The sequence below is a fragment of the Halorubrum sp. genome, from assembly GCF_046498025.1.
Lineage (GTDB): Archaea > Halobacteriota > Halobacteria > Halobacteriales > Haloferacaceae > Halorubrum.
Map to the genome: position 1 here is coordinate 36233 of NZ_JAWOBM010000066.1, position 12204 is coordinate 48436.

Consider the following 12204-nt stretch of genomic DNA (forward strand, 5'->3'; position numbering starts at 1 on the left):
ATAAACGAACTCGCGTAAACGCGCGCTTCGTCTCGCATCGTTTTTTGCCCTGCTCCGCTCCGACGCCGAGCCGCGGCGCCGGGGCGAGGACCGCTGGGACCCTACCGACCCGACTCGTAGAACTCCTCGCGGTAGACCCGACCGAACGCGTTCCGGCGGAGGGTGCTGGCGGCCGCGTCGGGCTCGTTCTGAAACGTCGCCGCGACCACGGTGTCCGCGAAGGGGATCGGGTGCCACACGAGGTTGTCGACGTTGTCGGAGCCGATCCGGACCACGTCGTCCGCGTCGAACTCGCTGTCGGCGAGCCACGCGTCGAACTCGTCCTCGTCGCCGACGTGGACCGCGAGCAGCTCGGCGAACGTGGCGTCGCGGGCGGTTCGGATGACCTCCGGCGTGACCCGCTCGTCGTACTCGTCGGCGTCGAACTCCATCGCCTTCGTCGCCTCGCGGACGACGACCTGCGCGACCGGGCCGACCTCCTCGTAGGTTTCGAGCGCGTCGGCGCGAGTCTCGGGAGCGAACGTCCCTCTGGTGTGCATACGCCGTCTTCGGCACCGGCTGAAAAGGGCGTTCCGCTACGCGGACGGGTCGGCGGCGGCGTCGCTGGCGGTCGAGTCGCTCTCGTCGTCATCGTCGCCGCCCGCCTCCCGCACCATCTCGCGGGCCTCGCGGATCGCTTCGGTCACCTCCGGATCGGTCTCGCCGGTCGAGCCGACCGCGCCTGGACCGCCGCCCGCGGCGTGGTCGTGGTCACCGAGGTCGACGTCGGGCCGACCACGGTCGGCGGTGTCCTCGAACACCTCGTGGTACTCGGCCGTCTCGGCGTGGGGAGTCACTTCGGCGGCGAGCCCGGCCGGATCCCGTTCGCTCCAGTCGGGGACGCGCTCGTCGAGCCACGCCTCGTGGTCGTCGCCGTGGAGCATCGCCGTGAACGCGAGGTGGTGCGCGAGGTGTTCGCCGTCGCGCTGAGGGGTCTCGCAGACGGGGCACGCGTATCCCATTGTGCGCCCGAGTTGGCGCGTGAGGCGTAAATCGGCGTCGAACGATTCCGACGAGGGTACTATATATATGTGATTGAGTACGGGTCGGCGCCGAACACCTCCAAAGCCCCAGCCGCGACGACTCGCAGTAGCGAGGCGCTTCGCGCCGCTGGCAGCCGGCGGCATGGCCGCCGGCGACGCCACCGCACCGGACACCGGCTTATAAACCACCGTCGTCGTCGCGGTCGGGAATCCGCGTCGCGTCCTCGCGTCGGGGCGCGCCGCGCGGAGCCCCTGTCGCCACTATAACAGCAACTTTATCACTCGCACGGAGCGAATTTCCGGTAAGACTGCTCCGTTAGGAGGTCCAACAGTGACTGAAGCCAACACACAACCGGAGGTGAACATCGGTCTCGTCGGTCACGTCGACCACGGGAAGACGACGCTCGTGCAGGCGTTGTCCGGCTCGTGGACCGACCAGCACAGCGAGGAAATGAAACGCGGTATCTCGATCCGACTGGGGTACGCGGACGCGACGTTCCGTCGCTGTCCCGGCGTCGACGCGCCCGAGTGCTACACCGTCGACGAGGAGTGCGAGGACGGGTCCGAGAGCGAGCCGCTCCGAACGGTCTCGTTCGTCGACGCTCCGGGCCACGAGACGCTGATGGCGACGATGCTCTCCGGCGCCTCGATCATGGACGGGGCCGTGCTGGTCGTCAGCGCGACCGAGGACGTCCCGCAGGCGCAGACGGAAGAGCACCTGATGGCGCTCGATCTCATCGGGATCGAGAACATCGTCATCGCGCAGAACAAGGTCGACCTGGTCGACCGCGACCGCGCGGTCGACAACTACCGGCAGATCCAGGAGTTCGTCGAGCGCACCGTCGCGGAGGGCGCGCCGATCGTCCCCGTCTCGGCCCAGCAGGAGGTCAACCTCGACCTGCTCATCGACGCGATCGAGACGGAGATCCCGACCCCCGACCGCGACCCCGGCGAGAGCGCCCGGATGTACGCGGCGCGCTCGTTCGACATCAACCGTCCGGGCGCGACCGCCGCGGAGCTCAAGGGCGGCGTCGTGGGGGGCTCGCTCGTCAGCGGGGAGCTCTCCGTCGGCGACGGGCTGGAGATCCGCCCGGGCCGCGAGGTCGAGGAGGAGGGCCAGACCGAGTGGCGGCCCCTCGAAACGACCGTCCGCTCGCTGCAGGCCGGCAGCCGAGACGTGGAGTCCGCGCGCCCGGGCGGCCTGCTCGGCGTCGGCACGGGCCTCGACCCGAGCCTGACCAAGGGCGACGCGCTCGCCGGACAGGTCGCCGGCGAGCCCGGCACGCTCCCGCCGACCCGCAACGAGTTCGAGATGCAGGTGGATCTGCTCGACCGCGTCGTCGGCAAGGAGGACGACGAGAGCGGCGAGAGCGACATCGAGGAGATCAGCACCGGCGAGCCCCTGATGCTCACGGTCGGCACCGCGACGACGGTCGGCGCGGTGACGAGCGCGCGCGACGGCGAGTGCGAGGTGAGCCTCAAGCGCCCCGTCTGCGCGGAGGAGGGCGCACAGATCGCGATCAACCGACGCGTCGGCTCCCGCTGGCGACTGATCGGCGTCGGGACGCTCTCGTAGCGTGACCGACGGCGCCCGCGCAGACGGCTCGGAGTCGACCGACGCGGGCGACGCCCGTCGCGAGGACCTCGCGGACGACAGCGAGGCGCGAGGCGCCCCAGTCGTCGCGCTCGACGCGAGCGCGCTGATGGCGCCGGTCGAGGCGAACCTGCGGCTGTTCGAGGAGCTCGACCGCCTCCTCGGCGCGTACGAGGCGGTCGTCCCGACGGCGGTCATCTCGGAGTTAGACCGGCTGCAGGGCGGGCACGGCGAGGCGGCGACCGCGGCGAGCGTGGGCGCGGACCTCGCGACGCGGGCGGAGACGGTGGAGACGGCAGCATCGTACGCCGACGACGCGCTGGTCGAACTGGTCACCGAGGGCCGGGTCGACGGCGTCGTCACCAACGATCGACCGCTGGCGAACCGAGTGCTGGAGGCGGGCGCACCAGTAATCGGTTTAAGGGGTCGGAACGCACTGGCGATAACGGAACCCTAGCGGACGCGGACAACCAAGAACATGTACAAACGAGTTCGACTCAAGGATACGGTCGAGGTACCGCCGAAACACCTGGCGGACGTCACCGACAAGCGGGTGAAAGCCCTGCTTCAAGACAAACTGGAAGGACGAATGGACGAGGACGTCGGCAGCGTCGTGAGCGTCATCGAGGTCCACGACATCGGCGAGGGGGCGGTGTTACACAACCGCCCCGGCGTCTACTACGAGGCCGAGTTCGACGCGCTGACGTACGACCCCGACATGCAGGAGGTCGCCGACGGGACGGTCGTCGAGACCGTCGAGTTCGGCGCCTTCGTCGGGATCGGACCGGTGGACGGGCTGCTCCACGTCTCGCAGATCACCGACGAGTACCTCACGTTCGACGGGGCGAACCAGCAGCTCGCCTCGTCGGATTCCGACAAGACCCTCGGCGTGGACGACGCCGTCCGGGTCCGCGTCGTGACGAAGAGCATCGACGAGCGCAACCCCCGCGACTCGAAGATCGGGCTCACGGCGAAACAGCCGGGGCTCGGGAAACACGAGTGGCTGGAGGGGAAGCGGCTGCACCGCGAACAGACCGGTGAGGAGGCCGACTGATGGCGGAGGACCGCCTCGCCTGCCGTGAGTGCCACCACGTCAACGACCCCGACTCGCAGACCTGCGAGCACTGCGGGTCGTCGTCGCTGACGGAGGACTGGGCGGGCTACGTCATCATCACGAAGCCCGAGGAGAGCCAGATCGCCGAGGAAATGAACGTCACGAAGGCCGGCTCGTACGCGCTGAAGGTCCGGTAGTCGCCGTCGACGGGGTTTACGGTCGAGAGGCCGAAGGATCGCTCACACCACATGCTCACTCTTCCAGACTCCCTGCGCGACGCGTTCAAGGACCCGCTCGGTCCGGTGACGACCGACGCCGACGAACTGCTCGCTGACGCGGCGGGGACCCGCGGCGATCGGGCCGCGCCCGACGCTCCCCTCATCGCCGTCGGCGACGTGGTCACGTACCACCTCCGGGAGGCGGGCCGCGTGCCCGACGTCGCGCTCATCGACGGAAAGACCGAGCGCGAGGCGGTCGGCGCGGAGATCGAGTCCGCGCTCGCGGCCGCGGACGACCGCCGGATCGCCGTGGAGAACCCCGCCGCGTCGCTGTCGGCGGACCTGCTCGAGGCGCTCGCCGAGGCGCTCTCGGACGCCGACCCGGTCATCATCGAGGTGACCGGCGAGGAGGACTTAGCCGCCCTGCCGGCGATCCTCGCCGCTCCCGACGGCGCGAGCGTCGTCTACGGTCAGCCCGACGAGGGCATGGTCCGCGTCGCCGTCACGTCGGAGTCCCGCGCGAAGGCGCGAGAGCTGTTCGAGGCGCTCGAGGGCGACGTCGACGGGGCCTACAAGGCCATCGGGCGCGTCCCCGAAGACCGCGGGTAGCCGGCGGTCGGGTGCGCCGAGTTCGTTCGGTTCGCTCCGAGGCCGGGGTCACGGAGAGCCGACGTACACGCTCGACGCGAGCGCGCCGAGACCGACGACGAGCCCGACGACGGCGACGGTCCGCGGCGTGGCCGGGAACGCCTCGTACACGAGGTACGGCTGGATCCCGAAGCCGATCAGTCGCTGGACCGCACCGGTCCCCCAGTGGCCGCTCGCGAGGAGCGCGTCGCCGGAGACGACGCCCAGCGTTCCGGTGACGAAACCGAACGCCGAGGCCGCGTCTTCGGCGGCGATCAGCGTCCACACCCGGGACTCCGGCGGATCCGGGTGACGGTCGAGGTACAGCGCGACGGCGGTGAATCCGACGACCGCGGCCGCCAGCGCGACGGTGCCGATGAGCACGGCCGCGACGGCCCCGAGTCGGGTCGTCGTCGGGTCGCCCGCGAAGTACATCTCTCGGACGGGGACGGGGAGTGTCGCCACGATCGGCCCGACGAGCGCCGCCAGCAGCGCGATGAGACCGCACACGTGGAGCTTCCGCTGGAGAGACAGCGGGACGATGACGTGTTTCGACCGCAGCAGGTCGTATTTGGTTCGCGTGGCAGGCTCGACGAACGACTCCGTGTCCCCGGACATCTAGTTGATGTTCGTTCCGCTCGAACTAAACCGTGCCCCCGGCGTGGAGGTCGGCGACGGACCGCAGATCGAGAGCGTGAGCGGGTCGTTCCGGCCGCACCCCCGCTTCGAAATCCTTTTACAGCTTTCGAGGGGATATACGCGTAACTGAACCATGGACGTCGATATCATCTCCGAGGAGGAGAACCCGATGTTGCACCGCACGGACATCCGATTCGAGACGACCCACGAGGAGGCGACCCCCTCTCGCCTCTCGGTCCGCGACTCGCTCGCGGCAAAGCTGGACAAGGCCTCGGAGGAGGTCGTCGTCCACGAGCTTGACACGAAGTTCGGCATGCGCAAGACGGTCGGCTACGCGAAGGTGTACGACTCCGCCGAGGACGCGCTCGACGTCGAACAGGAGTACATGCTCGAACGCAACAAGATCGGTAGCGAGGGTGACACGGACGCCGAAGAGGCCTAGCCCCCGTCGGATGCGCGTTCTCGGCATCGAGGGGACCGCGTGGTGTGCGAGCGCCGCCCTGTACGACACCGAGACCGACTCAGTTCTCATCGAATCTGATCCCTACGAGCCGGACAGCGGCGGCATTCACCCGCGAGAGGCCGCAGAGCACATGTCCGAGGCGATCCCCGAGGTCGTCGACGCGGTCCTGACGGCCGCCGAGGGCGAGCACGGCCCGAACGCGGTCGACGCGGTGGCCTTCTCGAAGGGACCCGGGCTCGGCCCCTGTCTCCGGATCGTCGGCACTGCCGCGCGGGCGCTCGCCGGGACGCTCGACGTCCCCCTCATCGGTGTCAATCACATGGTGGCGCACCTGGAGATCGGTCGCCACCGGTCGGGGTTCGAGAACCCCGTGTGTCTGAACGCCTCCGGGGCGAACGCGCACCTGCTCGGCTACCACGACGGCCGGTACCGCGTGCTCGGCGAGACGATGGACGCCGGCGTCGGCAACGCGATCGACAAGTTCACGCGCCACGTCGGCTGGGATCACCCCGGCGGGCCGAAGGTGGAGGCCGCGGCGGCGGAGGCGGCCGCCGATCGGGAGCCGGACGCCGAACTGCTCGACCTGCCGTACGTCGTCAAGGGGATGGACTTCTCCTTTTCGGGCATCAGCTCCGCCGCCAACGACGCGTTCGACGACGGGGTACCGGTCGGGGAGATCTGTTTCTCGCTGCAAGAGCACGTGTTCGCGATGCTGACGGAGGTCGCCGAACGGGCGCTCTCGCTGACCGGCGCGGACGAGCTGGTCCTCGGCGGCGGGGTCGCACAGAACGACCGGCTCCGCGAGATGCTGGCGGCGATGTGCGCGGCCCGCGGCGCCGACTTCCACGCGCCCGAGCCGCGGTTCCTCCGCGACAACGCGGGGATGATCGCGGTGTTGGGCGCGGAGATGGCCGCGGCGGGCGACACGATCCCGATCGCGGAGTCGGCGATCGATCCGAACTTCCGGCCGGATCAAGTGCCCGTCACGTGGCGCGACGGCGACGCGTCGATCGCCCGCGACCGATGGGACGAGAAGCGCGACGGCGGGGACGCCGATCGGCGCGGCGCGGAGGCGACCGTGGAGGTCGTCGCGGCTGCCGACGGCGACGACGGATCGGAGCGCCGGGTGGTGAAGCGGCGGGTCCCGAAGGGCTACCGTCACCCCGAACTGGATCGCACGCTCAGGCGCGACCGAACCGTCGCCGAGGCGCGCCTGACGAGCGAGGCGCGGCGGGCGGGCGTGCCGACGCCGCTGGTGTACGACGTCGACGTGGGGGCGGCGACGCTGACGCTGCAGCACGTCGGCGACCGCGACCTCGCCGCCGACCTCGACGTGCGGTGGACGGCCGCCCTCGGTCACCACCTCGCGCGGCTCCACCGGGAGGGGATCGTCCACGGCGACCCGACGACGCGAAACGCGCGGATCGAGGGCTCGACTGGGGGCGAGTCGAGCGCGGGCGGCCCCGACGGGCGCGGCGCGGCCGAGGACGACGCGCGAACGACCCTCATCGATTTCGGGCTCGCCTATCACTCCGGTCACGTTGAGGACCACGCGATGGACCTCCACGTGTTCGAGGGGTCCGTGCGCGCGACGGCGACGGACCCGAAGCGGCTGATAGAGGCGTTCGAGGCGGGCTACGCGGAGGTCGGCGACAGCGCCGTCCTCGACCGACTGCGCGAGGTCGAAGGGCGCGGACGGTACCGGTAGTCGGCGCCGGTCGTGACGCGTCCCCGGTCCCGCCACGATTTATATGCCCAGCGGGTGATATGCCACGTATGGCAGACAAACCGTCCTCGGGAGAGATACTCGGGATCCCGTACAACTTCGAGCGGCCGAGCCTCGGTCGGCTCCTCGCGTCGTACTGGCAGCCGGATAAGGGAATGTTGGTGGAGAAGCCGTTCGGTATCGGCTACACGCTGAACCTCGCGAACTGGCGCTCGTGGATCGTCCTCGCGGTCGCCGGGGGGCTCTATTACCAGCAGACCCAGTCGGCCGCAACCGGCGGCGAGAGCGGGGAGAGCGGGGAGTCGGACGACGACGGCCCCGTCGAAGTGATCGTCGACGGCGACTGACTCCGGCGACGGGGACCGTCGACGACGGCGGATTCTCACGATCGATTTTCGAGAGTGGGTGTTTTAAATACCGGAACTACGTAAATGGAACAATGAAAGTCCAGTTCGAATGCTCGTGCTCGGAGGAGATCTCCGAGTTCACGCGCGGGGAGACGAGTCGCGGCGTCCACGTGGAGTGTGGCAACTGCGGAGCGGTGTACGCGGTGACGATCACGGAGCTCGACTGACCGACTCGTCTTCAGCGGCAGACCCGCCACCGGCGCCTCCGTCGGTCCCGTAGCTCGGCTGCCCTTCCGCCGGCCCGGCTCGTTCTTCCGCCTTCTCGACTCCCGGGTCCGCGGACTCGAACCGGAGTCTGACAGTCGTGCCGTCGTCAGTCGTCTCGAACCCGACGGTGCCCCCCTGCGTCTCGCACATCCACTTGACGAGCCAGAGGCCGATGCTGCTCGCGTGCGAGAGCGGCGTCTCCCGTTCGGCGCGCAACACCGCTCGCTCGTCCGCGGGGATCCCCGGGCCATTATCCCGGACTTCTAGGCAGGTTTTCGCCCCGTCAACCTCGATGTGCGCGTCGACCCGCCGCGTCGAGCCGTCGTTGTGCGTGACCGCGTTCTCGAACACCTCCCGGACGGGATACTCGACCGAACGGTCCGCGCGGATCCACGCCTCAGGGGGTGAGTCGACCGTGATCGTCACGTCCGGCCCGTCGACGTCCCCGGCCGCGTCCCGGGCGGTTTCGACCAGATCGATCCGGCCCTCGGGCGGATCGGGCGACGCCTCCTCGATAACGCGCAGCTTCTCGCTTATCTCGACCACGTCGTCGGTCGTCTCCTGAATGGTCTCCAAGCACTCTCGACTTCGCTCGTCGTCGACTCGGGTAGAGAGCAGGTCGGCGTACCCGCGAATGACGTTGAGATCGTTCCGGATGTTGTGTCGGAACACCCGACTCAGGACTTGGAGCTGCTGATTGGAGGTCTCGAGCTCTCGTCGAGCCGACTCCGCCCGGCGTCGGTGGTAGCGCAGCGCGCCATGGAGAAAAAACGAGGAGACGCCGACGAGGGTCCACCCGCTCGCGAGGCGGGTGGGAGTCCACGCGGTCGCGTCGCCGGTGGCGGCGACGATCGCCACGTCGACCGCCAGCACGAACAGCGCCCCCGCACAGAGGAACCCCACGGCGAGTCCGCGCGGCGAGCGGTCGTAAATCCGGTCGGAGAAAAATTTCATAACACTGTTTATAAACCTCAGATGATCTCAATCGTAAGTAACGACCGTGCGAGGCGTCTTAAATCTGGCCGCGGTCACCATTCCTTACAGGCGCCACAGACGAGGTCACCGTCGTCGAGCCATCGTCGCGCGACGGGCTCGCCGCACCGATCGCAGGGAACGCCGTCCGTCGTCCACGTCGCGGTCGGGACCGCGGGGTCGGCGTCGTCCGGGCCGTCGTCTACAGTCGCTTCCCCGGCGACGTCGCCCGCGCCGTCGTCTGCCACCGCGTCTTCGGCGGCGTCGCCCGCGCCGTCATCTTCGGTGGCGTCGCCCTCCTCCTCGGCGGAGGGGACCGCGAACTCGTCCAGCGAACGGTCCTCGGGCATTCACGCCTCCCGCCGGAGGCGCGCCACGACGTAGTCGCGCTCCAGTTCGCCGAGGAACTCGCCGAGCCGCGGCCCCTGCGTGTCGTCGAAGAAGAGGCGGTAGCCGGCCGCGAAGAAGTCGCCGACGTCGACGTCGTGCGCGCGCGCCGTCTCGTACATCTCCGCCTGGATGGCGTCGCCGTCGTGGCCCGCGGCGACGAAGTCCGCGAGGTCGTCGAGCGCGGCGGCCACGTCGTCGTCGAACTCGGCGTCCGGCAGGTCCGTCTGGAGCCGGTAATCGTACTCGTTTTCGGTGCGCTCGGCCCAGTTGCGCGCCTGCTCGACCCGAGCGAGCGCGGCCTCGACGACCGCCGGGGAGGCGTCCTCGGGGATGTGCCCCTCGTCGCGGGCGAGCCGCTCGCGGAAGTCGGGGTCGTCGACCATCCCGAGGACGGCCGCGAACGTGTAGGGGAGCCTGACGGGCTTCTCCGTGGGCGGGTCGTCGGCGCGATCCACGACGAACGGGTACGCGCGCTCGGCGAAGGCGGTCAGGTCCTCGTCGTCCACCTCGCCGAAGTACGCGCGCTCGAACCGATCGAACCGGTCGACGAGCTGGTCGAGCCGCTCGATGTCGAGGTCGCGGGCCTTCTTCGGGTGGAGCGCGAAGAAGTAGCGGAGCACCTCGGGTTCGAGCAGCTCCAGCAGCTCCGGCACGGTGACGACGTTACCGGCCGACGAGGAGAGCGGCTCCCCGTTGAGCGTGAACCACTCGTACACCATCGGGACGGGCGGTTCGATCCCGAGGACGTTACGCGCGACGTCGACCCCGGACGGCCACGACCCCTCCGCGTGGTCCTTGCCGAACGGCTCGAAGTCGACGCCGAGCACGTCCCACTGCCCGGGCCACTCCAGTCGCCACGGGAGCTTCCCCTCGCGGAACGTGGCGGTCCCCTCGTGGCCGCAGCCGTCGATGACCTCGTCGCCGACCTCCATGTCGGTGCAGGCGTAGTCGACGGTCTCCGCCTCGAGGTCGACCGCCGTGACCGTCTCCGTGACCTTGCCGCACTCGGCGCAGATCGGGTTGAACGGGACGTACTCGTCGTCGACCTTGTCCTGATACGCGGAGAGCACCTCGCGGACGCCCGTCAGGTCGGAGAGCACCGTCCGGGTCACGTCGTCGAAGTCGCCGTCCGCGTACAGCTCCGTGTTCGAGATCATCTCGACCGGAACGCCCAGCCGGTCGGCGTCGGCCTGCAGGAGGGCGGCGAAGTGGGCCGCGTACGACTCCCGCTCCCCGAACGGGTCCGGGATCGCGGTGTACGGCTTCCCGAGGTTGCGGCCGAGCGCGCCGGCGTCGACCTCGCCGAGGCCGACGATCTCGCCGTCGGCGTTCGCGAGCTTCCGGGGGAGCTTGCGGAGGGGGTCCTTGTCGTCGGAGGTGAACACCTGCCGGACCTCGTGGCCGCGCTCGCGGAGCACCGCGGCGACGAAGTACCCCCGCATGATCTCGTTGAAGTTGCCGAGGTGCGCGACCCCGGAGGGGGAGACGCCGCCCTTGATCACGATCGGGTCGTCGGGGTCCCGGGCCTCGATCTCGTCGGCGACCACGTCGGCCCAGAAGGCGCGGAAGTCGGCGTCGCCGTCGGCGCCTTCGGCATCGTCTCCGTCCTCGCCCGGCCCCGCGGTGCCGGCGCCGGCGGCTTCCCGCGCCTGCGCGGAGAGGATGTGCGGGGAGTCGTCGGGTCGACCGGCGGCCTCCTCCTCGTTCGCGTCCGCGTCGGAGTCGGCGCTCACGCGTCGCTCGCCCCCGTCCAGTAGGTCGGCTCGTCGCTGCCCGTCGGGATCACGTCGGTTCCGGTGTGTTCCCCCCTGAGCACGGCGTCGACGACCGCGGTCGGGTCGGTCCCGTCGAGGACGACCGACCGGAGCTCCGCCCGGTCGATCAGCTTGGCCGCGAGCAGGTCGACCGGGGCGGAGGCGCCGGCGTCCCGACTCATCGGGAGCACGACGTCGACGAGCTCGGCCGGCGACATCGATCCGTACTGCGTCGCGTCCGGCTCGACGTTGGGGTCGGCGTCGTACACGCCGTTGGCGCTCGTCGCGTACACGAGCAGGTCGGCGTCGACGGATTCGGCGAACGCGGCGGCGACGGCGTCGGTCGTCTGTCCGGGGGTGACGCCGCCCATCACCGACACCTCGCCGCGGCGGAGGGCCGCGGCGGCCTCGTCGTACCCCGTCGCCGGCGAGAGGTTCGCGCGACCCCCGAGCGCGGCGATCAGCAGGCGGGCGTTGAGCCTGGTCGTGCCGATGCCGAGCTGGTCGAGCTCGACCTCGTTGGCGCCGAGGCCGCGCGCCGTCCGGATGTAGTCACGCGCGACGCCGCCGCCGCCGACGACGACGCCGACCTCGCAGCCGTCGGCGACAATCCGCTCGATCGCCTCGGCGTACGCGGCGACCCGATCTGGGTCGAGATCGGGCGCGAGCACGCTCCCGCCGATGGAGACGACGACTCTCATTACCGTCGCATACCCCTGTCGCGCTCTTAAGGATTATCAAGCCCGGACGCCGCCGGAAGCCGGCGCAGCGGTCTCGGTGGCGACGGTCGGGAAACGCCTATGTCGCTCGCACCCCGCCTACGGGTATGCAACCGATAGCGATCGTGGGCCCGGGCGCGGCGGACCTGTCGACGGCGCTCTGCGACCGGCTCGACGGCCGGACGGCCGTCGTGAATCGCGTCGACGGCGCCGGGCTCGAGGGCGACACGGTTCGGGGGGACGATGCCACCGACGGCGGCGTCGCGGTCGAGCCGCGGGTGGGACAGACCGACGCCGACACCGAGGTGAGGCTCGCGTCGGACGGCGAGTGGACCGGCCGCGGCAGCGTCGATAGCTTCGACGACCTCCTCGACGGACTCGCGCCCGACCACGACTACCTCGTCGCCGTCGG

At 70.0% G+C, this 12204-nt stretch carries 16 protein-coding genes and 1 pseudogene; 10 read left to right on the plus strand and 7 right to left on the minus strand.

From position 1 onward, the window contains the following. Positions 1-101: 101 nt before the first annotated feature. Together R6U01_RS12330 and R6U01_RS12335 are read right to left on the minus strand one after the other, a co-directional pair. Positions 102-539: a DUF5809 family protein gene (locus R6U01_RS12330; RefSeq protein WP_410286749.1), complete on the minus strand. Its 438-nt coding sequence runs from the start codon at positions 537-539 to the stop codon at positions 102-104. 36 nt (positions 540-575) lie between these two features. Then, on the minus strand, positions 576-1001 hold the full coding sequence (locus R6U01_RS12335) for a DUF5810 domain-containing protein (protein WP_410286750.1): 426 nt from the start codon (positions 999-1001) through the stop codon (positions 576-578). A gap of 352 nt (positions 1002-1353) precedes the next feature. Between R6U01_RS12335 and R6U01_RS12340 the strand changes: the two genes are divergently transcribed. Genes R6U01_RS12340 through R6U01_RS12360 form a run of 5 tightly spaced genes read left to right on the plus strand, consistent with a single transcriptional unit; the run spans position 1354 to position 4497 of the window. Next, on the plus strand, positions 1354-2598 hold the full coding sequence (locus R6U01_RS12340; RefSeq protein WP_410286751.1) for a translation initiation factor IF-2 subunit gamma: 1245 nt from the start codon (positions 1354-1356) through the stop codon (positions 2596-2598). Position 2599: 1 nt separating this feature from the next. After that, complete coding sequence (locus R6U01_RS12345; protein ID WP_410286752.1) at positions 2600-3073, plus strand: PIN domain-containing protein; 474 nt, start codon at positions 2600-2602, stop codon at positions 3071-3073. Positions 3074-3094: 21 nt separating this feature from the next. Further along, positions 3095-3670: a DNA-directed RNA polymerase gene (locus tag R6U01_RS12350; RefSeq protein WP_410286753.1), complete on the plus strand. Its 576-nt coding sequence runs from the start codon at positions 3095-3097 to the stop codon at positions 3668-3670. Further along, on the plus strand, positions 3670-3867 hold the full coding sequence (spt4, locus tag R6U01_RS12355) for a transcription elongation factor subunit Spt4 (RefSeq protein ID WP_008001262.1): 198 nt from the start codon (positions 3670-3672) through the stop codon (positions 3865-3867). The genes R6U01_RS12350 and spt4 overlap by 1 nt, the downstream gene beginning before the upstream one ends. Positions 3868-3918: 51 nt before the next feature. Then, positions 3919-4497, plus strand: coding sequence for a GTP-dependent dephospho-CoA kinase family protein (locus tag R6U01_RS12360; RefSeq protein ID WP_410286754.1), 579 nt, complete (start codon positions 3919-3921; stop codon positions 4495-4497). A 48-nt stretch (positions 4498-4545) separates the two neighbouring features. Here R6U01_RS12360 and R6U01_RS12365 read toward each other — a convergent pair whose 3' ends face one another. Then, complete coding sequence (locus tag R6U01_RS12365; protein WP_410286755.1) at positions 4546-5133, minus strand: hypothetical protein; 588 nt, start codon at positions 5131-5133, stop codon at positions 4546-4548. Positions 5134-5287: 154 nt separating this feature from the next. On the opposite strand from R6U01_RS12365, the gene R6U01_RS12370 reads away from it, so the two are divergent. The 4 genes from R6U01_RS12370 (at position 5288) to R6U01_RS12385 (ending at position 7917) form a co-directional block, all read left to right on the plus strand. Then, a complete protein-coding gene (locus R6U01_RS12370) occupies positions 5288-5596 on the plus strand; it encodes a 30S ribosomal protein S24e (RefSeq protein WP_410286756.1) in 309 nt (102 codons plus the stop codon). Positions 5597-5606: 10 nt separating this feature from the next. Continuing rightward, on the plus strand, positions 5607-7325 hold the full coding sequence (locus R6U01_RS12375) for a bifunctional N(6)-L-threonylcarbamoyladenine synthase/serine/threonine protein kinase (protein ID WP_410286757.1): 1719 nt from the start codon (positions 5607-5609) through the stop codon (positions 7323-7325). 68 nt (positions 7326-7393) lie between these two features. Further along, complete coding sequence (locus R6U01_RS12380; RefSeq protein ID WP_410286758.1) at positions 7394-7690, plus strand: DUF5808 domain-containing protein; 297 nt, start codon at positions 7394-7396, stop codon at positions 7688-7690. A 92-nt stretch (positions 7691-7782) separates the two neighbouring features. Continuing rightward, entirely contained in the window at positions 7783-7917 is a 135-nt protein-coding gene (locus tag R6U01_RS12385) for a hypothetical protein (protein WP_006114415.1), read from the plus strand. On the opposite strand, the gene R6U01_RS12390 is transcribed toward R6U01_RS12385, so the two are convergent. The 4 genes from R6U01_RS12390 to pyrH form a co-directional block, all read right to left on the minus strand. After that, positions 7901-8911 (minus strand): sensor histidine kinase, encoded by a 1011-nt coding sequence (locus tag R6U01_RS12390; protein WP_410286759.1) that lies wholly within the window; start codon positions 8909-8911, stop codon positions 7901-7903. The two genes, R6U01_RS12385 and R6U01_RS12390, sit on opposite strands and share 17 nt — an antisense overlap. A 74-nt stretch (positions 8912-8985) precedes the next feature. Next, positions 8986-9279, minus strand: coding sequence for a hypothetical protein (locus tag R6U01_RS12395; protein WP_410286760.1), 294 nt, complete (start codon positions 9277-9279; stop codon positions 8986-8988). Continuing rightward, positions 9280-11052, minus strand: a complete 1773-nt coding sequence (gene lysS, locus R6U01_RS12400) for a lysine--tRNA ligase (RefSeq protein WP_410286761.1) — start codon at positions 11050-11052, stop codon at positions 9280-9282. Continuing rightward, positions 11049-11774 carry a UMP kinase gene (gene pyrH / locus R6U01_RS12405; protein WP_410286762.1) on the minus strand — a complete coding sequence of 242 codons (726 nt, stop codon included), beginning with the start codon at positions 11772-11774 and terminating at the stop codon, positions 11049-11051. The genes lysS and pyrH overlap by 4 nt, the downstream gene beginning before the upstream one ends. Before the next feature lie 125 nt (positions 11775-11899). Here pyrH and R6U01_RS12410 point away from each other — a divergent pair. Then, positions 11900-12204 (plus strand): annotated as a pseudogene (locus R6U01_RS12410) (molybdopterin synthase); the annotation flags it as partial.